The following is a 20811-nucleotide window of genomic DNA, read 5'->3' as shown; positions in this document are numbered from 1 at the left end:
CAAGTATTCGGTTTTACCGCCGACTACGAGCATGTGGAACCGTCGTGCCGGTTTCGCGCTACACCCCCATTATTAGAATATTTTCCGGGCAATTACCGCGATCAAGGAGGATTCGGTGGCTCGGCCAGGAGCTGTTCATGTCTCAACCTCGTGCTCGGATCGCCTCGCAGCTGGGCCTTGCCCTTGCTGTGATACTGGCGATAGTCATCAGCGGCAGTACGGTTTTTGCCTTGCGTTCGCTGGATTCCGCCAACCTCGCCACCCGTGAAGAGCACTTGGCCAGTGAGGCCCGGCTGCTGGCCGATCAACTGAGCACCTTTCACGGTACGCTGCGCGAAAGCACCCTGCGCCTGAGCGGACTGTTCGAAAAGCGCTTCGGCAGTGGTTTGAGTGTGCACCCGGATCAGCCAGTGACCGTGGCCGGCGTGCAGACCCCGGGCCTGCATCTGGGCAACGAGGTGCTGAACAACAACTTCAAGGAAGTTGACGAGTTCAAGCAGATGACCGCCGGCGTGGCCACGGTATTCGTGCGCAGCGGCGAAGACTTCATTCGCGTCAGCACCAACGTCAGCAAGCAGGACGGCACCCGTGCCATCGGCACTGTGCTCGACCACGCCAACCCGGCGTACGCGAAGTTGATGGCGGGGCAGAGTTATGTCGGCCGCTCGTTGCTGTTCGAGCGCTACTACATGTCGCAGTACACACCGGTGCGCGATGCGGGCGGCAAGATCATCGCCGTGCTGTACGTCGGCTTCGATTACACCGATGCGCAGAACGCGCAGTTCGCCAATCTCAAGCGCTTCCGCATTGGCAAGACAGGCTCGCTGGCCCTGCTCGACGAGCAGAACAAATGGCTGGTGCCGATTGCCGGCGTCGAAAACCTGGATCAAGCCGCACCGACCATCAACAACCTGGTGAAAACCCCGGGTAAGGGTGAGTTCTGGAGCGACAAGGGCGAGGACTTCTACAGCATCGCCGTACCGTTCGAAGGTGGCCCGTGGTCGGTGGTGGCGAGCATGCCGAAAGCCGAGATCCGCGCGGTGACCTGGAGCGTCGGTACGCAACTGGCGATCGGTAGCCTGCTGGCGATGTTGCTCGCGGTCGGTTCCGTGGTCTGGCTGCTGCGCAGCAAACTTGCCCCGCTGGGCGATCTGGTGCGTCAGGCTGAAGCCCTCGGTGCCGGTGATCTGAGCGTGCGTCTGAACGTATCGAGCCACGACGAAATCGGTCAGCTGTCCCGCGCGTTCAACCAGATGAGCCAGGCCCTGTCGACCATGGTCGAGCACATCCGCCGGGCCTCGGAAGAGGTCAACAGCCGCGCGCAGGCGTTGTCCGGTTTGTCCGGTGGTGCGTATGAGGGCATGGAGCAACAGTCGGGCGAAATCACCAGCATGGCCGGCGCCGTGGAAGAGTTCAGCGCCACTTCGCTGAACATTGCCGACAACATGGGCGCGACCCAGCGCCTGGCGCAGGAAAACGCGCAGCAGACCCAGATTGGCCGCAGCTCGATGGAAGAAGCGTCGTCGTCGCTGGAGCAGATCGCTGGCGCGCTGAACAGCACCGCCAGCGTGATCAACACGCTGGGGCAGCGCTCGCAGGAAATCGGTGGGATTGTCGGCGTGATCACTTCGATCGCCGAGCAGACCAACCTGTTGGCACTCAACGCTGCCATCGAAGCCGCGCGTGCCGGTGAACAAGGTCGCGGTTTTGCCGTGGTCGCGGACGAAGTGCGCAGCCTCGCCTCGCGTACCCGCCAGGCGACCGACGAAATCTCCAGCATGATCCACAGCATCCAACAGGAAACCGGCAACGCGATCAGCACCATGGAACAGGGCAATGTGCTGATGCAGGAAGGCCTGTCGCGCAACGCCAATGTCGCCTCGGCGCTGGCGCGGATTGATGAGCAGAGCCGTTCGGCAGGCCAGCAGTTTGCTGCGATCACCACCGCCACTCAGGAACAAAGCAGCACTGCGACGTTGCTGAGCAGCAATTTGCAGAGCATCGCCTTGGCCAACAGCGAGCAGCGTGAGGTGGTGTCGAACCTGGCTGTCACCGCGAAAGAGCTGGAGAAGCTGGCGGCGGATCTGCGTTCCGAGGTTGATCGCTTCCGTTGATGCATCTTTGAAACAGCTATCGCGAGCAGGCTCGCTCCCACAGTAGTCGGCGTAATTCACAAATATTGTGAAGGCCCGAAATCCCTGTGGGAGCGAGCCTGCTCGCGAATGCTTTTCTGCCACCGCTTCTTTGGACTTGCTGAAACGTTTCCGCAGCGCTATAAAAATGGCATAACTCCAATAAAGGCTGCTGCCATGACCCCGCTCAAACTCCTCGTCGCCCTCGGCGCATTCTCTGCCGCTTCTCATGCCATGGCTTGGGACTATGTCCTGCTCGACGCCAACACTCCGGCAAAAAACTGGACGATCACCAGTGAGCAACTCGGCGTAAAAACTGCCAAACCGTTTTCCGTGGCCCTGCGTACCCTGCATGGCGGTCGTCAGGAGGGCGTCAGCATTGTCGATATCGATAACGGCACGATGAAACTCTCGGTAGTGCCGACCCGTGGCATGAATGTGTTGCAGGCTTCGGTGGGCGACGTGCGGATGGGCTGGGACTCGCCGGTCAAGGACGTGGTCAACCCGGCGTTCATCGAACTCAACGGTCGCGGTGGCCTGGGCTGGCTCGAAGGCTTCAATGAGCTGGTGACCCGTTGCGGTTATGAGTGGGTTGGCCATCCCGGCATGGACAACGGCGAATTGCTGACCTTGCACGGTCGCGCCGCCAACATCCCGGCCAGCACCGTCACTTTGCACATCGACGAGAAGCCGCCGTATGCCATCACGCTGCGTGGCGAGTTGAAAGAGCAGGCATTCAAGAAAGTCGATTTCTCGGTAGCGACCGAACTGGTCACCGAACCGGGCAGTGCACGCTTTGCCCTCAACGACACTCTGACTAACAACGGCGACTATCCAAAGGAATACCAGGCGCTGTATCACAGCAACTTCAGCACGCCGTTTCTTGAGCAAGGAGCGAAATTCGCTGCGCCGGTGAAGCAGGTGTCGCCGTTCAACGACAAGGCCAAGGGTGATCTGCCCGACTGGCAGACCTATCGCGGGCCAACCAAGGACTACGATGAAACTGTCTACAACGTCGTGCCGTATGCGGACGCCAAGGGCGACACCTTGACCGTGCTGCATAACAAAGCCGGTAGTCTCGGCGTATCTGTTGGCTTCAATACCCAGCAGTTGCCAGTGTTTTCGCTGTGGAAAAACACCGACACCCAAGGGCAGGGCTACGTCACCGGGCTGGAGCCGGGAACCAGTTTTTCCTACAACCGTCGCTATCAGCGGCCGTTGAATCTGGTGCCGACCATTGCGCCGAAAGAACATAAACAGTTCCAGATCAGCTACAGCCTGCTGGCCGACAAAGCTGCGGTGGATAACGCGTTGAAGCGCGTGACCGATATCCAGGCCGGGCGCGACACCGAAGTGCGCCAGGCACCGCTGGTTGATCTGACTGAGCATTAAGGTGTCGCCGGCCGGTATTGCAGTGCCTCGGCCAGATGCTCGCGGGTAATCGCATCGGCCTGTTCAAGATCCGCCAGCGTGCGCGCGACCTTGAGCAGGCGATGCGCCGAGCGCAGCGACAGGATCAGTCGCTCGCAGGCCGCTTCAAGCCATTTTTCATCGGCTGTGGATAACTTGCAGTGATGCTTCAGCCCCGGCAGATCGAGAAACGCATTGGCACAGCCCTGACGTTTCTGCTGGCGTTCCCGCGCTTCGGCGACCAACGCCGCAGCGCTGGCGCTGTCCTCGCCGGGCTTGGCTGCCGGATTCAATGCGGTCGCTTCACGCGCCACGGTCAGGTGCAGATCGATCCGGTCGAGTAGCGGCCCTGAGAGCTTGTTGCGATAGCGCTGGACCATGTCCGGTGTGCACGAGCATTTGCCACTGGGTTCGCCAAGATATCCACAGGGACACGGATTCATCGCTGCCACCAATTGAAACCGCGCGGGGAAACGTACGCGATCCTTGGCCCGAGCAATGACGATATGCCCGGATTCCAGCGGCTCGCGCAGCACCTCGAGAACCTTGCGATCAAACTCTGGCAATTCATCTAGAAACAGCACGCCGTGATGGGCGAGGGTGATTTCGCCGGGTTGCGGCTTTGAACTGCCACCGACCAGCGCCGGTCCGGAAGCGGAGTGATGCGGTTGGCGGAAGGGGCGTTGCGGCCAATGAGTCAGAGGCACACCACTGGCGACCGATTGAATCGCTGCCACTTCCAGCGCTTCACACTCGGAAAGCGGCGGCAGTAATCCTGGCAGACGACTGGCCAGCAGCGTCTTGCCGGTTCCCGGTGGCCCACTGAACAGCAAGTTATGCGCCCCCGCTGCGGCAATCAGCAGTGCGCGTTTGGCGGCTGTCTGCCCCTGCACCTCATTGAGGTCGGGATAGGGTTTGGCGGCATGCATCAAGCCGTCGGAAACGTAAGGCTCCACCGGCGTGTGCCCGTTGAAATGGGCCACCGCCTCCAGCAAGTGATCGACCGCAAACACCTTCAGCCCGGATGCCAGACACGCCTCTTCCGCATTCGCCCGTGGCACCACCAACGCCCTCCCGGCCTTGCGCGCCGCCAGTGCCGCCGGCAGCACGCCACGCACCGGTCGCACGGCGCCAGACAGCGCCAACTCACCCAGACATTCCACATCGTCCAGCGTCAGACACGGCACTTGCACACTGGCCGACAAGATCCCCAAGGCAATTGCCAGATCGAAGCGCCCGCCATCCTTGGGCAGATCCGCCGGCGCAAGATTCAAGGTGATCCGCCGCGCCGGAAATTGCAGCCCGGAATTGATGATCGCGCTGCGCACCCGATCCTTGCTCTCCTTCACCGCCGCTTCAGGCAGGCCGACCATGGTCAGCGACGGCAGACCGTTGGCCAGATGGACTTCGACGGTAACGGCGGGGGCTTCCACGCCAATCTGGGCGCGACTGTGGACAATGGAGAGGGACATGGTCGTTCCTTGAGCTGAATCGGGGAGCCGCTTCCTGCGGGTTTTTGAAGGGTAGTTGAGCCGGGCTTCAGTGCTGAAATAGAGGTTTACAAGACGTATCCAGACCCGATTGGCTGTCACTGTTTGCCTGAATTGAAGCGTTGACTCTCGCCCGGCATTGACGGATCCTCCCGCTCGAGGACTGCAACTGCGCATTCGTCGGGACTGGGCACCAGTAAAAGCTCCCCCGCATTTTTGGCAGCAGAGACAGCTGGTTTCTCTGAAGTAGTGACGACGGGCCGACTCGTCGGATTCTGAACCCATGGCGGCGAAGCCAGGAGCTAAAGAATCGCTGCGACTACTCCTCCAAACACAATAAAGGCGTCCTATGGACGCCTTTTTATTTTTGACTCAGGATCTTCTACCGGCCAGCGGGCCGCTTGGCTCAAGCTCTGGCCCACACGTAACAGCAACTTCAATAAATCGCCGTTGGTTGGCTGACATGTCCCCAGCCAACCGGAGTGCTTCGAGATGTAGTTCAACAATCTGAAGAAGCTTTTCCTTTCGCTTTTTTGGGCTCATACGCACCTCGTGCGATTGGGTTGTTGATTTCGATGTTATTGACCGTTCACAGAAATGACAAGCCGGTTGGTGTGGTCGAACTCGAACCCCAGTTTCCGGTAGTAAAAAACAACATTCGGATCAGGATCCTGGATCTCGATTTCTTTGCATCCTAGCGCTCGCGCATAGTGATCTGCGACAAGCAGAGCAATCGGCGCGATCCTGCCGCGAAGCGGGTGCGCGCTATCCGGATGCCCTTCCAACAAAACAATCTTTAAGCAGATAGAGCTTGCGCGCGGGGTCGCATAGCACATGCCGCAAAGAATCTGTTTGTACCATATCGCCAAATCCAGACCTTTCGCATCTTTACTTTTCCAGTCTGCAACGTCATCCCAAGGGAAAATTGTTGGCCCCTCCCAGAGAAAGTATTGCTTTATCGCTGCTGGGGTAATTGGCTCAAACTTGACCGCTGCTGCATCAATATTTGGGATTCTCGGGGCAATGTCCTTGAGAAAGAATTTGTAGGCGATCTTTCGCGAATTTGATCTGAATGTCTGGTTACGAAGATCCGTTGCTTTGCCTTTTCTTCTCATTGTTTTCATCTGTTTGGATCTGGTCGCAGAAGATAGCCAGCAGAGAGGGGGCAGCGAAATCAGACGTGGCGGACGCGTTTTGTAGGACGTTACTTCTGTGAGTGGAGGATTTCGGAGCAGGGTGGGGGAACGAAGACACAAAAAGGTCATTTCAGTGGGGATTGTTGCAGGGCTGTGCATCAAAAGATCGCAGCCTGCGCTAATTCATACACATGAAGCTGAAGGTAGTGCCGACCTTCAGTCGCTAGCAGGCTAGCTGCTCCCACAGGGGATAGCAGCGGATTATTCCGCGGGCGGTGTCAGCTTCGCTTCCATCTCGGCGACTTTGGCTTCGAGACTTTCGAGGCGGGCCCGCGTGCGAGCCAACACCACCATCTGACTATCAAACTCTTCCCGGCTGACCAGATCGAGTTTGCTGAAGGCACTTTGCAGCAGCATCTTGAACTGGCTTTCGATTTCGGCTTTCGGCAGCGGGGTGTCGCCGTTGAAGAGGCGGGAGGCGGTGCCGCTCAGGGCGTCGAGGAAGTCTTTGGGCGCGAGCATGGGAAATGTCCTGGAAACAATGGCCGGCAGTGTATCACGCAGTGTCTATAGTCAATCCCGTTGCACGGATGCACGCTTTTCGCGCAGGGGGACGGACGGTGGCGCACCGTTGTTGTGCGTATCGGCAAAGGCTTTTCTGCCGGAACGCGTGCAACGGGGGCCAAGAGATTGAAATGCAGGGTTTTTGCCGAGCTGGCAAGGTTTCTGCTTAGTCACCCTCGACCCATGCACTGATGCAGTCGCTGTGACGAATGCAGTGCGGCAGACGAAGCGGGGAGTTTCGTCTGATGCGGTTAGCTGGCGTCAACGATGCGTTACAAAGCCAGGCACTGCGCTTAGACTTGAGACGGGTTTGTTTTCCTGGGGCAAGTCCACCAATTCGGGAGAGAGTTTCATGAAGCTAGTCACTGCCATCATCAAGCCGTTCAAGTTGGACGACGTGCGCGAGTCGCTGTCCGAAATCGGCGTGCAGGGCATTACCGTTACTGAAGTCAAGGGCTTCGGCCGGCAGAAGGGTCACACCGAGCTGTATCGCGGCGCGGAATATGTGGTCGATTTTCTGCCCAAGGTGAAAATCGACGTGGCCATCGACGACAAGGATCTGGATCGGGTTATCGAGGCGATAACCAAAGCGGCCAACACCGGCAAGATCGGTGACGGCAAGATCTTCGTGGTCAATCTGGAACAGGCGATCCGCATCCGTACCGGCGAAACCGATACCGACGCGATCTAAGCGCCGCCACAAACCCAACGCCCCAGGAGAAAACAATATGACTCTGCGTAAATTCGCAGGGCTAGGCGCCCTGTTGTCCATCGTAATGCCCGGCATCGCCATGGCGGCAGACGAAGTGGCAGCGCCAGTCCTCAATTCCGGCGACACCGCCTGGATGCTCACCTCGACAGCGCTCGTGCTGTTCATGACCATTCCCGGCCTGGCGCTGTTCTACGGCGGTATGGTTCGCTCGAAAAACATTCTTTCCGTGCTGATGCAGTGCTTCGCCATTACCGGTCTGATCAGCATCCTGTGGGTCATTTATGGCTACAGCATTGCCTTCGACACCACCGGCATGGAGCAGGGCGTCGTCAACTTCAATTCGTTCTTCGGTGGCATGGGCAAGGCGTTCCTCGCCGGTGTCACGCCTTCGAGCATTACCGGCCCGGCGGCGCTGTTCCCTGAGGCGGTGTTCATCACCTTCCAGATGACCTTCGCGATCATCACCCCGGCGCTGATCGTCGGTGCGTTCGCCGAGCGCATGAAGTTCTCCGCGATGCTGATCTTCATGGGCATCTGGTTCACGCTGGTTTATGCACCGATCGCGCACATGGTCTGGTCCGGTAACGGCGGCCTGATGTGGGACTGGGGCGTGCTCGACTTCGCTGGCGGCACCGTGGTGCACATCAACGCCGGTATCGCCGGTCTGGTCGCGTGCCTGGTGCTGGGCAAGCGCAAAGGCTTCCCGACCACACCAATGGCTCCGCATAACCTCGGCTACACGCTGATGGGCGCGGCGATGCTGTGGGTCGGCTGGTTCGGCTTCAACGCTGGTTCCGCTGCTGCCGCCAACGGCACTGCCGGTATGGCCATGCTGGTTACCCAGATCGCCACTGCCGCTGCGGCACTGGGCTGGATGTTTGCCGAGTGGGTCACCCACGGCAAGCCAAGCGCACTGGGTATTGCTTCGGGTGTGGTCGCCGGTCTGGTCGCGATCACCCCGGCCGCTGGCACCGTGGGCCCGATGGGGGCACTGGTGATCGGTCTGGCTGCAGGTGTGGTGTGCTTCTTCTGCGCCACCACCCTGAAACGCAAACTCGGCTATGACGACTCCCTGGATGCCTTCGGCGTGCACGGTATCGGCGGTATCCTCGGCGCGATCCTCACCGGTGTGTTTGCCGCACCGGCACTGGGCGGCTTCGGCACCGTGACTGACATTGGCGCGCAGGTCTGGATCCAGATCAAAGGCGTCGGCTTCACGGTGATCTACACCGCGATCGTCACCTTCATCATCCTCAAGGTGCTGGACGCCGTCATGGGTCTGCGCGTAACCGAGGAAGAAGAGTCGGTCGGCCTCGATCTGGCACAACACAACGAACGCGGCTACAACCTGTAAGTACGCGCGATAAAAAAATTGCCCGGTTCGCCGGGCATTTTTTTGTCCGGGATTTGTCATTCAGGGAGCGGCTGAAAGGATTTTTCTTACGGCTTTGGTCGTCTTTACGACGAGGCTTTTTCTGCGGGCAATCGCTTACATCGCTGCAGGAATATTAGGGCCTTTGTTTTTTTTCAGAGCACGCTAGAATGCGCCCCGAACGAGCGGAGAACTGTATGTGGCAACAGACTCTGATAACCCTGCGGGCAAGGCCCCGGGGCTTTCATCTGGTGACGGACGAGTTGCTCACAGGCTTGCCTGAACTCAAGACCTGTCGGGTCGGTCTGTTGCATTTGTGGCTGCAGCACACGTCGGCGTCGTTGACCATCAACGAGAACGCCGATCCGGCAGTTCGTCGCGACTTCGAACGATTTTTCAATCGTCTGATCCCACAAGGAACAGACGGCTACGAGCACAACGACGAAGGCCCGGATGATCTCCCGGCGCACTTCAAGGCCAGCGTGCTTGGTTGCCAGATCAGTCTGCCGGTTGCGGCAGGGCGGCTGGCCCTGGGTACTTGGCAAGGGATTTATCTGGGCGAGCACCGTGATCATGGCGGTGCCCGTAAAGTCCTCGCCACCTTGCACGGTGAACAGGCATGAGCCGCTGCCGGGCAGCGGCAGAAGATTTTTCAACGGCGGCTTCGACAGCCGCCAAAGCTGGTCTATAACTAATCTGCTTTTGGCAAGTCATGAGGTAGAACATGAGCGACGATGATCTGGAAAACGACGACCTCGAAGTAGGCGACGAAGACGAGGCCGAGGAAGGCCTGGAAGCGGCAGCGGAAGACGTTGCCGAAGATGATGGCGGTGACGACACGCCGGCCCCGGCTGCCAAAGGCAAAGCCAAGGCTGCGGTCTCGGTCGACGAGTTGCCGAGCATCGAAGCCAAGAACAAGGAGCGTGACGCCCTGGCCAAGGCCATGGAAGAATTCCTTGCGCGCGGCGGCAAGGTGCAGGAAGTGGAGGCCAACGTGGTCGCCGATCCGCCCAAGAAGCCGGACAACAAGTACGGCAGCCGCCCTATCTGAGGCGCGTCGCTCGCTTGCTGAAAAAGCCCGCCGTCGCTGCGGGCTTTTTCATGTCTGAAATAAATCCGTTGAAAACAAATGCAGTCCCCTGTGGGAGCGAGCCTGCTCGCGAAGAGGGCATGTCAGCCGACATACATGTTGGATGACACACCGCATTCGCGAGCAGGCTCGCTCCCACAGGGCTGTAGATCAGTTCGAGGAAGCATTCCAGCGGGAGAGGACGGCGGGCAATTCCGTGAGACTGCGAATCTCCGCATCCGGCAAGCGCTCCGCTTCCCAGACCTTGCCCGTCGGGTTGAACCACACCGCGCGCAATCCCGCCTGCTGCGCCCCGGCAATGTCATCGCCGGGATGATCGCCGACATGCACCGCCGCTTCGGCACTCACATCGCCACGCCGCAAGGCTTCATGAAACAGCCGCGCATCCGGTTTGGCGATGCCGATGTCTTCGGCGCACAAGGCAAACTTGAAGTAATCCGCCAGCCCCAGCCGGCGCACGTCGGCATTGCCATTGGTGACCACGCCGAGGGCGTAATGATTGGCGAGCAGCTCCAGCAGCGGCTCGACTTCCGGGAACACTTCGATCTGATGCCGCGCATGCAGGAACACTTCAAAAGCCTTGTCAGCCAGCTCCGACGCTTCGCCGTGGGCATACCCGGCTTCTTCGAGCGCATGGAACAGCACACGTCGGCGCAGCGCGCTGATGCGGTGTTTGAGTCCCGGTTCGCCCGCCAGCACTCGCTCGCGAATCGACCACAAATGCTCCACCGGCACCGCGCCCAGGTTCGACGCATGCTCGCTCAGCCATTCGCGCAACACGGTTTCGGCGCTGGCGATCACCGGAGCGGTGTCCCACAGGGTGTCGTCGAGGTCGAAGGTGATCAACTGAATGCTCATGAATCATCGCCTTTCATGCGTTTGGCCCGGGGATGGGCGCTGTCGTAGACCGCCGCCAGATGCTGGAAGTCGAGGTGGGTATAGATCTGTGTGGTTTTGATATCAGAGTGACCGAGCAATTCCTGCACCGCGCGCAGATCCTGTGAAGACTCGAGCAAATGGCTGGCGAACGAGTGCCGCAGCATGTGCGGATGCAGGTTCTGCCCCAGCTCGCGCTCGCCAGCAAGTTTGACCCGCACCTGAATCGCCCGCGGGCCGAGACGACGACCTTGCTGGCTGACAAACACCGCATCGTCCGCCGGGTTGGTCATGGCTCTAAGCGGCAACCAGTGTTCCAAGGCTTCGCGAGCCTTGGTGCCAACCGGCAACAGCCGAGTCTTGCTGCCCTTGCCGAGCACCTGAACCATGCCGTCGGCGAGGTCGAGTTGATCGAGATTGAGCCCGGTCAATTCGGACAGACGCAGGCCTGACGAATAGAACAGCTCGAGAATCGCCTGATCGCGGCGGGCGAGAAAGTCATCCTCGACCGCACCTTCCAGCAATTGCAGGGCGCGGTCAGTATCGAGGGTCTTCGGCAGGCGCCGTTCGCCTTTCGGCGGGGCCAGGCCGGTGGCCGGGTCGTGGTCACACAGGCCTTCGCGATTCAAATAGTGATAAAGCCCGCGCACCGCCGAGAGCAGGCGGGCGAGGCTGCGCGAGGACTGGCCTTGCGCATGCAATCGGGCGATCAGGCTGCGCAGACGCTGGATGTCCAGCGCGGCCCAACTGCCGATGTTCTGCTTGATGCACCAGCCGAGGACTTTATCGAGGTCGCGGCGATAAGCCGACAGGGTGTGCGGCGACACCTGTCGCTCACTGCGCAGATGTTCGCAGTAAGCGTCCAGTTGTCGTTCCATGGTCAGCGTACCGAGCGCAGCGAGCTGTTGACCCGTGGCAGCACGCGGCCCATGACCTCGGCGATGTAACTGAGGAACAGGGTGCCGACCGAGCTCTTGTAATGCTGCGGGTCACGGCTGGCGATGGCCAGAATGCCGTGGATGCCTTGATGGCTGACGGCAACCACGGCGGTCGAGCCGATCTGCTGGCGCTGTTCTTCGCCGAAGAGGAAATCCAGCTCATGTTCACGCAGGCTGCCGCTGACGCTTTTGCCTTCGGTGAGCAGGCCACCGATCGCGGTTTGCGCGTCGGCGTGAGTCACCCAGCGGCCGACCGGGGCCGGGTTGTCGCCGAGCAGGATCAGGCTGACGAAAGGCACCTGAAAATCCTGACGCAGGCTGTCCTCAACGCTGATGACCACGTCTTCCAGGGTCGATGCATCCATCAGCGCGAGGATCAGGCGGCGGGTCTTTTCGAACAGGCGATCGTTGTCGCGGGCCACGTCCATCAGATGCGAAAGGCGATGGCGCATCTCGATATTGCGATCGCGCAGGATGGTCATCTGCCGCTCGACCAGCGACACGGTGTCGCCGCGTCGGTGCGGAATGCGCAACGACGGCAGCAGTTCTTCGTGCTCGACGAAGAAGTCCGGATGAGCCTCCAGGTAGGCGGCAACCGCGGCTGCCTCAAGGCTCTCGGACGCTGATTCGTCGACTGGTCGGGCGGGTACCTGTGGCTTGTCGGTCATGATTTCTGCTCGCTCAAAGACGCACTTGTCCTTCGTATACACGCACTGCCGGACCGGTCATCAACACCGGTTCGCCCGGGCCGGCCCACTCGATGGACAGACGCCCGCCGGGCAGGTCGATCAACAGCGGCGAATCCATCCACCCCTGACTGATGGCCGCCACCGCTGCCGCACAGGCGCCGGTGCCGCAGGCCTGGGTTTCCCCGGCGCCGCGTTCCCATACGCGCAGTTGCGCACGATGGCGGTCGATGACCTGAAGGAAACCGACATTGACCCGCGCCGGGAAGCGCGGATGGTGTTCTATCTTCGGCCCCAGTTCATGCACCGGTGCACTGTTGATGTCATCCACGCGTATGACCGCATGGGGATTGCCCATCGACACGGCGGCCAGCTCGACCGTGGCGCCTTCGACGTCCAGCTGATAACTGCTGGCCTGGGCTGGCGCCTGGAATGGAATATCCGCTGGCACCAGGCGCGGCGCGCCCATGTTCACGCCGATCTGGCCGTCGTTACGCACGTCCAGTTCGATGATGCCGCCCTTGGTCTCGACGCGGATCTGCCGCTTGGCAGTCAGACGTTTGTCGAGCACGAAGCGAGCGAAGCAGCGCGCACCGTTGCCGCATTGCTCCACTTCCGAACCGTCGGAATTGAAGATCCGGTAGCGAAAATCCACGTCCGGGTTGCTCGGCGCTTCGACTATCAGCAACTGGTCGAAACCGATACCGGTGTGGCGGTCGCCCCATTGCTTGGCGTGTTTGGGCTGAATGTGCGCGTGCTGGCTGACCAGGTCGAGGACCATGAAGTCGTTGCCCAGGCCGTGCATTTTGGTAAAACGCAGCAGCATGGGTTACTCCGGCAGCAGGCTTTCGCCGGCAAACAGCTCGGCCACGGTTTCGCGGCGACGCACTTCAAAAACCTGATCTCCATCCACCAGCACTTCAGCAGCACGGCCGCGGGTGTTGTAGTTGGAGCTCATGACGAAACCGTAGGCACCGGCCGAATGCACTGCCAGCAAGTCGCCTTCTTCCAGCGCCAGCTCGCGGTCCTTGGCGAGGAAGTCGCCGGTTTCGCAGATCGGGCCGACGATGTCGTACTTGCGTGCGGCGCTGTCGCGCGGTTTCACCGCGGTGACGTCCATCCACGCCTGATAAAGCGCCGGGCGGATCAGATCGTTCATTGCCGCGTCGACAATGGCGAAATCCTTGTGCTCGGTGTGCTTGAGGTACTCGACCTGGGTCAGCAGCACGCCGCCATTGGCGACGATGAAGCGGCCCGGCTCGAATACCAGCGCCAGATCACGTCCGTTGAGGCGCTCGCGTACAGCTTTGATGTAGTCGGCAGCCAGCGGCGGCTCTTCATCGCGATAACGCACGCCCAGGCCGCCACCGAGATCGATGTGGCGCAGGTGAATGCCACAATCGCCGAGACGGTCGACCAGATCGAGCAAGCGATCCAGTGCATCAATGAACGGCGGCAGGGTGGTCAGTTGCGAACCGATGTGGCAGTCGACACCGACCACTTCCAGGTTCGGCAGATGCGCGGCGCGCACGTACACGTCTTCGGCGTCGGCAATGGCGATGCCGAACTTGTTCTCTTTCAGACCGGTGGAAATGTACGGGTGGGTGCCGGCATCGACGTCCGGGTTCACGCGCAGCGAAACCGGGGCGCGAACACCCAGCTCGGCGGCGACCACTTGCAGGCGCTCGAGCTCGTCGGTGGATTCGACGTTGAAGCAGTGCACGCCGACTTCGAGGGCGCGACGCATGTCGTCACGGGTCTTGCCGACGCCGGAGAAAACGATCTTGTCGGCGCTGCCACCAGCGGCCAGTACACGTTCCAGCTCACCACGGGAAACGATGTCGAAACCGGCGCCGAGACGGGCCAGGACATTCAGTACACCGAGGTTGGAGTTGGCTTTGACCGCGAAGCAGACCAGATGCGGCATGCCGGCCAGCGCATCGGCGTAGGCCAGATACTGCGCTTCGATGTGGGCGCGCGAGTAGACATAGGTGGGCGTGCCGAAGCGGTCGGCGATGGCGGACAGCGCCACACCTTCCGCGAACAGCTCCCCGCCACGGTAGTTAAAAGCGTCCATGGCGATCCCTTAGTAAACGTCGTGCTTGTGAGCCTTGGATGGCTGCTTCTGCGAAGACTGGGCTTGTTCGGCCGGGTCCTGGTCGTCATCGGGCAGGTACAGCGGGCCTTTTTGACCACAGGCCGAAACCAGGCAGGCAACCGCGACGAGCGCAGCAAGGGAAGAGATCAGGCGCTTCATGGCGAAATCCTTGAAAATGCGTTAATTGCGCCGGAGTATACCGGCCACCCGGCAGCTTGCCTATGCGAGGGGGTTCCCGTCCGGCGGGGCTCCTGAGAAGCGCATCATCCCTGTGGGAGCGAGCCTGCTCGCGAAGGCGTCGGCAAATTCAACAGGCTCGTTGCCTGACACACCGCTTTCGCGAGCAGGCTCGCTCCCACAGGGGCGGTGTTGAATAGGCGACAGGTGCTTGGTCGTTAATCTTTGCAATCGGCCGGCAGCGTCCGTATCTTTCGGCGCTTGAGCCTGATCAGACATTTTTGAGGTTGCCGCAATGAGTTTGTCCGAAGCCCGTTTCCACGATCTGGTCGATGAAACCCAGGAAAAACTGGAAGACATATTTGACGAAAGCGATCTGGACATCGATCTGGAAAGCTCGGCCGGCGTGCTGACGGTCAAATTCGAAAACGGCAGCCAGTTGATCTTCAGCCGCCAGGAGCCATTGCGTCAGCTGTGGCTGGCGGCCGTGTCCGGTGGTTTCCACTTCGACTACGACGAAGAAAGCGAGCGCTGGATGTGCGACAAGAGCGAAGAGCAATTGGGCGAAATGCTTCAGCGCCTCGTCAAACAGCAGGCTGGCGCCGAATTCGATTTCGAAGGTCTGTGATTCGTGGCTGATGCAGCGCCTGTTCGCCCGCCGAAACCGCTCTACAGCAACGTCAGCCCGGCGGTGCCTTCGCCGTGCACGGGCGTCTGTCGTCTGGACGAGCAGAAGGTCTGCCTCGGCTGCGCGCGCCACGTCGAAGACATTCGCGAATGGCGCTCGGCGGATGATCAGCGGCGCCGGGTGATATGCCAGCAGGCTGCCGCACGAAAATCCCAAGCCTGTTGATATCGTGGCGAGGGGATTTATCCCCGTTGGGTCGCGTAGCGGCCCCAAAATCTATACGGCTGCTGCGCAGCCGAACGGGGATAAATCCCCTCGCCACAAGGGTTTCACCCAGGCAAAAAAGGGCGTGACTTGTATATTTTTTGAGCTGTGATAGTGTCCGCGAACGCCTCAAACCACCGAGGCACGGTGAAAACCCCGTCTTTTTTGGCGGGGTTTTGCTTTTTTTGTGCAGAAGAAAGGAGTCTGCCTGGATCATGACCGCACCTTCCATCACCCTTACCCGTCTGGACGTGCAACGTCTGGAGCGCCTGATCGACAGCCTGAGCGAGAAAGACCAGGCTGCGCCGGGCGTGATTGCGCTGCAAACCGAGCTGGACCGCGCCGATACCGTGGTCGGCCACGATGAAGTGCCCGCCGATGTCGTGACCATGAATTCCCGCGTGCATTGCCGCGAAGAAGGCAGTGGCAAGGATTACCACCTGACGCTGGTCTATCCCAAGGAGGCCAACGCCGACGAAGGCAAGATCTCGATCCTGGCACCGGTCGGCAGTGCGCTGCTGGGCCTGAAGGTCGGTCAGCACATCGACTGGCCGGCGCCGGGCGGCAAGTCGCTGAAACTGACCTTGCTGGAAGTGGAATCGCAACCGGTCAACGGCGGCGCCTTTCCCGAATAAATCCCCGCTTCAAACCTGTTCGAGCGCTTCATTCAACGAGCGCTCCAGGTCCGCCTTGTAGCGCAGATAGAGATTGCTTGAACTGTGCCCGTCACCGAGCAGCCCCGAGAGATCGAGGTCTGTGATGTAGCAGCGATAGCGCTCGGTCTCGCGGCGCTGCTCGACGATCTCCCGGGCGACCACGCTGAACAACTGGTCGCCATGCTCCAGCTCGCTGAATTCGCGCTGATTGCAATACAAGGTGACCTGCACTTCGCCCGGCGCGGCTTTGCCGATGATCGCCTGTACGTCATAGAACGGTTTGTTCACCGGTGTCTGCGGTGCTGGCCGGGTTTCGACCCTGCGTGAGCGCCCCGGGCCTGACAGCTGGTAATACAAAGTCTCGGGGCTGCCCGCAGGGCCACCGTCCATCGGCAATTGCGCTTCACGGCGGTACTGGATCGATTGCAGAAAACGCTGCAGCGGTACCAGCAGACTCTGCTCGTCGTGGTACGGCAGTTGCTGCTGCCACAGCGCATTGAATTCATCCAGCACGTACAGCTCGGCCTGCTGCTCGCTGATGCGGTAGAACACCTGAATGCACTCCGGCTGACCCATCGGCAGGATCAGCGCGAGGTCATGGTCCTCCAGTGCCATCGGGTCGAGGTGCAGCGGGCTGTAGCGCGGTTGTTCTTCGCCCAGATAATCGAGCAGTGCCGGCAGAGTGGCGAGGGCGACATGGTTGACCTGACCCGGCACCAGCTCCAGCACGTGATAGTGCTGCTGCACTTGAATCAGGTAGCGATGATTCAAATTGCTGAGCAACAGGGTCTGCGCGGTGTCGACGATTTCCTCGACGCGGCGGGCAATGAACTGCGCGCGGTTGTGGCAGAAGCAGCGTACTTTCAGGGATGGCTGCACAGGCCCGCGCGGCAGGTTGTTGAGGTAATCGCGCAGGCAATCGAGCAGCGCATGCGGGCCGTCGAAACGATTGACCAGCACTTCGTTCCAGCTGTTGAGCGTGACCTGATCGAGGGTCAGCACCAGGTTCTCGCGCACACCGGCATAGCTCAGCGAGTCGGTGCGCTCGGTGGTCATCAGGATGTTCAGATCGCGGTGATGCTTGAGCGGGTCGACGCCGACGTTAATCAGCATCAGCACTTCGCTGGGCACGGCGGCGCGCAGCAAGGGCTCTTCGGCGACGGTGGACAAGGGCAGGGCGATGCACTGCTGCAGGCTGCCGAGCAGGTTGAACAGCTCGAACTCGCTCAAGTCGCTGGTGCCCGGATGCAGGGCCAGACGCGTACTGCTGTCGATCACGCCGTTGCGGTGGCACCAGGTCAGCAGTTCAAGCAGCTCGCGACTGCGCTTGATTGGCGCGAAGTGTTCCCACTCCAGCGCCGTCAGGCTGCCGTTGTACAAACCCCACTGGGTCTGCCCCGGCTCTTTTTTGTTCGGCGATTGCACCAAGGTCAGGGTGTCTTCGGCCAAGTCCGGGGCGATGCCCGGATTGATGAATTCGACCTTGTCGGCCTTGCGCTCGAACGCCGCGTACAGGCGCCGGCCGAGCACATTGAGGTCGCGCTTGTTGATCAGGCTGACAGTCTGTTCGTTGCGGGCGAATTGCGTCAGGAAGCGATAGCTGTAATTGAGTTCGTTGACCAGCGCGCGTCGCTCGGCGCTGACCTGGCGGACTTTCCATTGACTGCGACTGTCGAGCAGCGCCAATTGGCGCTGATCCCAGTGCCACTCGCCGGCCAGGCGTTCGAGCAACGCGCGTTGCCAACCTTGGCTGCGGCTGTTGCCGGTGAGCTTGCGGTTGACCTTCAGATACAGCGCGCGGCGCACCAGTTCAAGACGCTCCGGTTCGTTGCGTGCGAGCAGGTATTCCTCGATACGGCGGTACACGACCATGTACGGGTCCAGTTCATCAAGATCGAGCTGATTGGCGAACACGGCTTTCTTGAAGCGCAGGCTCAGGCACTGCACGTGCGGGTGTTCGCTGGCGTACACCTCGGTCAGCAGCAGTTTGAGCACTGACTTGTAGGGCGACTCGATGCCTTTGAACAACTGCCACAACCCGGCGCCGATGAATTCTCCGGGCGGAATGGTCGCCATCGGCCCGAGATCGAGGGTTTCGTCGGCGCGAATAAAGCGTTTGGACAGTAGGGTGTGGGTGTACGCGTCGTAGGCTGTTTCTTCATAGACCGGCACCAACCACCAGATCGGCGTGCGCCCGGCCAGCCAGATCGCCGTGCGATAAAACTCGTCGAGCAGCAGATAGTGCTGGGTGCTGCCGCAGTTGTCCGAACTGAGCTTGGAATCTCGTTCGCCTTTGACGAAGCGCGCCGGGTCGATCAGGAAGAAATGCGCTTCGGCACCCTGGCTCGCAGCCCAGGCTTCCAGCAATTGGCACTTCTTGCTCAGCTCGGCGAGCTCGCTCTCGCTCAGATCCGGCCCATGGCAGACCCACACGTCCATATCGCTCTGATCGGCCTGGGCCAGCGTGCCGAGGCTGCCCATCAGGAACAGGCCGTGGATCGGTCGCGGCGGGTTACTGCCATGGCGCGGCCTATAAGAGAACGAGCGAGTCAGGCGCTGCGCCTCAGTCAGCGCATTGGCGTCCGGCTCATAATTCGAGAGCCCGGCCGGCGTACTGCCCGAGACATAGCCAGGCAGCAACGGATGATTGACGTGAAAGAACAGCGGCAACAGCGTCAGCACGCTTTGCTGGCGCGTCGACAACCCTTCGAGTGCGCGGCCGAGGCGGCCTTCATTGAGTTTGAGAAAACGTGCGCGCAGTTGGCTGAGTACCTTGCGGTCGATGCCTTCGTCCAGGTCGGGGCGGATTTCGTGGGTGCGCGTCATGTCAGCTCAAACCGGCTTGCAGGCTCGGATGTAGAGGGTCTCGGATTGGCCGCAGTTTAGCCTCTGCGCAGCAGGACGTTTAAGCTGAATTTGTTTTTTGACGGCAGATTTTTATCGACAGCGTTCAGGCTGGCCCGCGGAAATCCCGTGGCAGGAGTTTCCGTGGGCAAAGTCAGAGAAATCAGGCGGTTTCCTGTTCTTTCAAAATCGTCAGTACGGTCTGCACGTTTTGCGCGGCATCGCGACCGAGGCTGGTCAGATAACCGCCATCGGGCTGGTCGGTGAGTTCTTTTTCAAAGAGGCGCTGGGCCGCAGCGATGTGTTTCGGGGCAGCGGTCTGATGAATTTTCAGACCTTCCTGGGAACTGTCCAGGTTGAAGAGTGCAAGGACTTCCAGTTCGGCAACCAACTCAGGGGTAAGCGACATAAGGACTCCAGACTTTCTAGGAATTGGACGACAGCGCCCCTAAGGTGAACCCGCTGGTGCGGCATGTCCAGTGCTCAGATCAGGGGATTTTGTCTTGAGGCGAATTCCAGTGTAGTCCGCATAAAAAAGATCGCAGCCTTCGGCAGCTCCTACGAGAGATTGGTGCAGGAGCTGCCGAAGGCTGCGATCTTTTGATTTTATTATTTTTCCGGTGGCAGCTCTGGCAGCTTGCGCAATGCCGTTTCGTACCATTCGGTGTCGAACGGGCGGTCTTCATCGAGCATCGCGTCAATCTCATAGGCAAGCACGTGAGCCATGAGGTTGAGGATCTCCTCACGGTCCATGCCGACCAAAGTCAGCTTGTTCAACGTCGCCTTCGCCGCCGGCGGGTTGTCGCTTTCGATCTGGTTCTCGATGGCTTCGATCAGGGTCGCTTCGGTGAATGCTTCTTCGTCGTCATCGTTGACGATATCTGTCGGCTCGCTCATTGCAGGCTCCTCAGGGAAAGGCGCCAGTTTACCCGCATTCAGCGGCGTGATGCTGCTGGCGGGAAACGCCGCGGCGATCTATAAACAGGCACTGCCCACCCCGCACGGCCTGGAGGCTCTGTGATGTTCAAGCTCTACGGATTCGCTGTCAGCAACTACTACAACATGGTCAAACTGGCACTGCTGGAAAAAGGCCTGGCCTTCGAAGAGGTGACCTTCTACCCGACACAAACCCCGGAATCACTGGCCATCAGCCCGCGCGGAAAGGTCCCGGTGCTGGGTGTCGACGCCGGTTACATCAACGAAACCGCGATCATCCTCGAATACCTCGAACAATCACAAAAGGGCACGCCGCTCCTGCCCAGCGATCCGTTCGAGCGCGCGCAGGTATTGGCGATTGCCAAGGAGATCGAGTTGTACATCGAGTTGCCGGGGCGTGCCTGCTATGGCGAAGCGTTTTTCGGTATGACATTGCCGGAGGCGATCAAGGAGAAGACCCGGACCGAGCTGCTGCTGGGCTTCGCCGCGCTGGGCCGTCATGGCAAGTTCGCTCCGTACGTGGCGGGTGACAGCCTGAGCATTGCCGATTTGTATTTCCTCTACAGCGTGCCGCTGGCCTTTGCGGTCGGGCAGAAGCTGTTCGGGATCGATCTGCTGGCCGAGATGCCGCAGGCGAGAGCGCTGCTGGAGCGGCTTGAGCAGAATCCGCACGTGCAGAAGATTGCGGCGGACAAGGACGCGGCGATGCCGGCGTTTTTGGCAATGATTGCTGCCAAGAAGTGAATTTTGTAGCGCTCTGAAGGAAGCCTTCGCGAGCAGGCTCGCTCCCACATTGAGCCGG

General features: G+C 60.2%; 22 protein-coding genes and 1 pseudogene. 11 read left to right on the top strand and 12 right to left on the bottom strand.

The window, feature by feature from the left end; genetic code table 11:
• Positions 1 to 137 precede the first annotated feature (137 nt).
• Both PspCFBP13508_RS10515 and PspCFBP13508_RS10510 read left to right on the top strand, forming a co-directional pair.
• The gene (locus PspCFBP13508_RS10515) at positions 138 to 2114 is read left to right on the top strand and encodes a methyl-accepting chemotaxis protein (RefSeq protein ID WP_016772578.1); all 1977 of its coding nucleotides are present in this window, start codon (positions 138 to 140) and stop codon (positions 2112 to 2114) included.
• Between the two features lie 195 nt (positions 2115 to 2309).
• A complete protein-coding gene (locus tag PspCFBP13508_RS10510) occupies positions 2310 to 3524 on the top strand; it encodes an aldose 1-epimerase family protein (protein WP_137214389.1) in 1215 nt (404 codons plus the stop codon).
• Here PspCFBP13508_RS10510 and PspCFBP13508_RS10505 read toward each other — a convergent pair.
• From PspCFBP13508_RS10505 to PspCFBP13508_RS10495, 3 genes are all read right to left on the bottom strand, one after another.
• Complete coding sequence (locus PspCFBP13508_RS10505; protein WP_137214388.1) at positions 3521 to 5014, bottom strand: YifB family Mg chelatase-like AAA ATPase; 1494 nt, start codon at positions 5012 to 5014, stop codon at positions 3521 to 3523. The two genes, PspCFBP13508_RS10510 and PspCFBP13508_RS10505, sit on opposite strands and share 4 nt — an antisense overlap.
• A gap of 596 nt (positions 5015 to 5610) precedes the next feature.
• Complete coding sequence (locus PspCFBP13508_RS10500) at positions 5611 to 6156, bottom strand: N-acetyltransferase (RefSeq protein WP_330221309.1); 546 nt, start codon at positions 6154 to 6156, stop codon at positions 5611 to 5613.
• Between the two features lie 273 nt (positions 6157 to 6429).
• Positions 6430 to 6690, bottom strand: a complete 261-nt coding sequence (locus tag PspCFBP13508_RS10495) for an accessory factor UbiK family protein (RefSeq protein WP_008086041.1) — start codon at positions 6688 to 6690, stop codon at positions 6430 to 6432.
• Between the two features lie 394 nt (positions 6691 to 7084).
• Here PspCFBP13508_RS10495 and glnK point away from each other — a divergent pair, with 394 nt between their 5' ends.
• The 4 genes from glnK (at position 7085) to sutA (ending at position 9867) form a co-directional block, all read left to right on the top strand.
• Entirely contained in the window at positions 7085 to 7423 is a 339-nt protein-coding gene (gene glnK / locus PspCFBP13508_RS10490; RefSeq protein WP_002555808.1) for a P-II family nitrogen regulator, read from the top strand.
• Positions 7424 to 7460: 37 nt separating this feature from the next.
• On the top strand, positions 7461 to 8798 hold the full coding sequence (locus PspCFBP13508_RS10485; protein WP_041476939.1) for an ammonium transporter: 1338 nt from the start codon (positions 7461 to 7463) through the stop codon (positions 8796 to 8798).
• A 215-nt stretch (positions 8799 to 9013) separates the two neighbouring features.
• The gene (locus tag PspCFBP13508_RS10480) at positions 9014 to 9439 is read left to right on the top strand and encodes a secondary thiamine-phosphate synthase enzyme YjbQ (protein ID WP_130912471.1); all 426 of its coding nucleotides are present in this window, start codon (positions 9014 to 9016) and stop codon (positions 9437 to 9439) included.
• A gap of 101 nt (positions 9440 to 9540) precedes the next feature.
• Complete coding sequence (gene sutA / locus PspCFBP13508_RS10475) at positions 9541 to 9867, top strand: transcriptional regulator SutA (protein ID WP_016772583.1); 327 nt, start codon at positions 9541 to 9543, stop codon at positions 9865 to 9867.
• Positions 9868 to 10056: 189 nt separating this feature from the next.
• Here sutA and PspCFBP13508_RS10465 read toward each other — a convergent pair whose 3' ends face one another.
• The 6 genes from PspCFBP13508_RS10465 to PspCFBP13508_RS10440 are packed head-to-tail and all read right to left on the bottom strand — an operon-like array spanning position 10057 to position 14663.
• On the bottom strand, positions 10057 to 10764 hold the full coding sequence (locus tag PspCFBP13508_RS10465) for an HAD-IA family hydrolase (RefSeq protein WP_137214387.1): 708 nt from the start codon (positions 10762 to 10764) through the stop codon (positions 10057 to 10059).
• A complete protein-coding gene (xerC, locus tag PspCFBP13508_RS10460; protein ID WP_024014773.1) occupies positions 10761 to 11660 on the bottom strand; it encodes a tyrosine recombinase XerC in 900 nt (299 codons plus the stop codon). Before xerC ends, PspCFBP13508_RS10465 begins: the two co-directional genes overlap by 4 nt.
• A 2-nt stretch (positions 11661 to 11662) precedes the next feature.
• Positions 11663 to 12388, bottom strand: a complete 726-nt coding sequence (locus PspCFBP13508_RS10455; RefSeq protein ID WP_024014772.1) for a DUF484 family protein — start codon at positions 12386 to 12388, stop codon at positions 11663 to 11665.
• A gap of 13 nt (positions 12389 to 12401) precedes the next feature.
• Entirely contained in the window at positions 12402 to 13232 is an 831-nt protein-coding gene (dapF, locus tag PspCFBP13508_RS10450; RefSeq protein ID WP_137214386.1) for a diaminopimelate epimerase, read from the bottom strand.
• A gap of 3 nt (positions 13233 to 13235) precedes the next feature.
• The gene (lysA, locus tag PspCFBP13508_RS10445) at positions 13236 to 14483 is read right to left on the bottom strand and encodes a diaminopimelate decarboxylase (RefSeq protein ID WP_137214385.1); all 1248 of its coding nucleotides are present in this window, start codon (positions 14481 to 14483) and stop codon (positions 13236 to 13238) included.
• Positions 14484 to 14492: 9 nt separating this feature from the next.
• Positions 14493 to 14663 (bottom strand): lipoprotein, encoded by a 171-nt coding sequence (locus PspCFBP13508_RS10440; protein WP_016772589.1) that lies wholly within the window; start codon positions 14661 to 14663, stop codon positions 14493 to 14495.
• A 103-nt stretch (positions 14664 to 14766) separates the two neighbouring features.
• On the opposite strand from PspCFBP13508_RS10440, the pseudogene PspCFBP13508_RS27645 reads away from it, so the two are divergent.
• From PspCFBP13508_RS27645 to rnk, 4 genes and pseudogenes are all read left to right on the top strand, one after another.
• Positions 14767 to 14865 (top strand): annotated as a pseudogene (locus PspCFBP13508_RS27645) (metal ABC transporter ATP-binding protein); the annotation flags it as partial.
• 111 nt (positions 14866 to 14976) lie between these two features.
• A complete protein-coding gene (gene cyaY / locus PspCFBP13508_RS10430; RefSeq protein WP_041476930.1) occupies positions 14977 to 15309 on the top strand; it encodes an iron donor protein CyaY in 333 nt (110 codons plus the stop codon).
• A gap of 3 nt (positions 15310 to 15312) precedes the next feature.
• A complete protein-coding gene (locus PspCFBP13508_RS10425; RefSeq protein ID WP_130912469.1) occupies positions 15313 to 15534 on the top strand; it encodes a DUF1289 domain-containing protein in 222 nt (73 codons plus the stop codon).
• 254 nt (positions 15535 to 15788) lie between these two features.
• Positions 15789 to 16208 (top strand): nucleoside diphosphate kinase regulator, encoded by a 420-nt coding sequence (gene rnk, locus PspCFBP13508_RS10420; protein WP_130912468.1) that lies wholly within the window; start codon positions 15789 to 15791, stop codon positions 16206 to 16208.
• A gap of 9 nt (positions 16209 to 16217) precedes the next feature.
• Here rnk and PspCFBP13508_RS10415 read toward each other — a convergent pair whose 3' ends face one another.
• The 3 genes from PspCFBP13508_RS10415 to PspCFBP13508_RS10405 all read right to left on the bottom strand — a co-directional run bounded on the left by PspCFBP13508_RS10415 (position 16218) and on the right by PspCFBP13508_RS10405 (position 19970).
• Entirely contained in the window at positions 16218 to 19055 is a 2838-nt protein-coding gene (locus PspCFBP13508_RS10415) for a class I adenylate cyclase (protein WP_137214384.1), read from the bottom strand.
• Positions 19056 to 19236: 181 nt separating this feature from the next.
• Positions 19237 to 19482 (bottom strand): TIGR02647 family protein, encoded by a 246-nt coding sequence (locus PspCFBP13508_RS10410; protein ID WP_016772594.1) that lies wholly within the window; start codon positions 19480 to 19482, stop codon positions 19237 to 19239.
• Positions 19483 to 19682: 200 nt separating this feature from the next.
• Positions 19683 to 19970, bottom strand: a complete 288-nt coding sequence (locus PspCFBP13508_RS10405; RefSeq protein WP_130912466.1) for a hypothetical protein — start codon at positions 19968 to 19970, stop codon at positions 19683 to 19685.
• Positions 19971 to 20093: 123 nt separating this feature from the next.
• Between PspCFBP13508_RS10405 and PspCFBP13508_RS10400 the strand changes: the two genes are divergently transcribed.
• Positions 20094 to 20753 carry a glutathione S-transferase gene (locus PspCFBP13508_RS10400; protein WP_137214383.1) on the top strand — a complete coding sequence of 220 codons (660 nt, stop codon included), beginning with the start codon at positions 20094 to 20096 and terminating at the stop codon, positions 20751 to 20753.
• Positions 20754 to 20811 lie beyond the last annotated feature (58 nt).

The organism is Pseudomonas sp. CFBP13508 (assembly GCF_005233515.1).
In the GTDB taxonomy this organism is placed as follows: Bacteria; Pseudomonadota; Gammaproteobacteria; order Pseudomonadales; family Pseudomonadaceae; genus Aquipseudomonas; species Aquipseudomonas mercuritolerans.
Note: the sequence above shows the minus strand (reverse complement) of the source record. Positions and strands in the feature narration are given on the sequence as shown.

Bases quoted from the DNA above. Each gene is read 5' to 3' on its own strand.
- PspCFBP13508_RS10495 (WP_008086041.1), bottom strand. From the start codon at position 6,690: ATGCTCGCGCCCAAAGACTTCCTCGACGCCCTGAGCGGCACCGCCTCC.
- PspCFBP13508_RS10415 (WP_137214384.1), bottom strand. From the start codon at position 19,055: ATGACGCGCACCCACGAAATCCGCCCCGACCTGGACGAAGGCATCGAC.
- xerC (WP_024014773.1), bottom strand. From the start codon at position 11,660: ATGGAACGACAACTGGACGCTTACTGCGAACATCTGCGCAGTGAGCGA.
- cyaY (WP_041476930.1), top strand. From the start codon at position 14,977: ATGAGTTTGTCCGAAGCCCGTTTCCACGATCTGGTCGATGAAACCCAG.
- PspCFBP13508_RS10440 (WP_016772589.1), bottom strand. From the start codon at position 14,663: ATGAAGCGCCTGATCTCTTCCCTTGCTGCGCTCGTCGCGGTTGCCTGC.
- glnK (WP_002555808.1), top strand. From the start codon at position 7,085: ATGAAGCTAGTCACTGCCATCATCAAGCCGTTCAAGTTGGACGACGTG.
- PspCFBP13508_RS10485 (WP_041476939.1), top strand. From the start codon at position 7,461: ATGACTCTGCGTAAATTCGCAGGGCTAGGCGCCCTGTTGTCCATCGTA.
- lysA (WP_137214385.1), bottom strand. From the start codon at position 14,483: ATGGACGCTTTTAACTACCGTGGCGGGGAGCTGTTCGCGGAAGGTGTG.
- PspCFBP13508_RS10410 (WP_016772594.1), bottom strand. From the start codon at position 19,482: ATGTCGCTTACCCCTGAGTTGGTTGCCGAACTGGAAGTCCTTGCACTC.
- PspCFBP13508_RS10515 (WP_016772578.1), top strand. From the start codon at position 138: ATGTCTCAACCTCGTGCTCGGATCGCCTCGCAGCTGGGCCTTGCCCTT.
- rnk (WP_130912468.1), top strand. From the start codon at position 15,789: ATGACCGCACCTTCCATCACCCTTACCCGTCTGGACGTGCAACGTCTG.
- PspCFBP13508_RS10500 (WP_330221309.1), bottom strand. From the start codon at position 6,156: ATGAAAACAATGAGAAGAAAAGGCAAAGCAACGGATCTTCGTAACCAG.
- PspCFBP13508_RS10505 (WP_137214388.1), bottom strand. From the start codon at position 5,014: ATGTCCCTCTCCATTGTCCACAGTCGCGCCCAGATTGGCGTGGAAGCC.
- PspCFBP13508_RS10480 (WP_130912471.1), top strand. From the start codon at position 9,014: ATGTGGCAACAGACTCTGATAACCCTGCGGGCAAGGCCCCGGGGCTTT.
- PspCFBP13508_RS10455 (WP_024014772.1), bottom strand. From the start codon at position 12,388: ATGACCGACAAGCCACAGGTACCCGCCCGACCAGTCGACGAATCAGCG.
- PspCFBP13508_RS10400 (WP_137214383.1), top strand. From the start codon at position 20,094: ATGTTCAAGCTCTACGGATTCGCTGTCAGCAACTACTACAACATGGTC.
- PspCFBP13508_RS10510 (WP_137214389.1), top strand. From the start codon at position 2,310: ATGACCCCGCTCAAACTCCTCGTCGCCCTCGGCGCATTCTCTGCCGCT.
- dapF (WP_137214386.1), bottom strand. From the start codon at position 13,232: ATGCTGCTGCGTTTTACCAAAATGCACGGCCTGGGCAACGACTTCATG.
- sutA (WP_016772583.1), top strand. From the start codon at position 9,541: ATGAGCGACGATGATCTGGAAAACGACGACCTCGAAGTAGGCGACGAA.
- PspCFBP13508_RS10405 (WP_130912466.1), bottom strand. From the start codon at position 19,970: ATGAGCGAGCCGACAGATATCGTCAACGATGACGACGAAGAAGCATTC.
- PspCFBP13508_RS10465 (WP_137214387.1), bottom strand. From the start codon at position 10,764: ATGAGCATTCAGTTGATCACCTTCGACCTCGACGACACCCTGTGGGAC.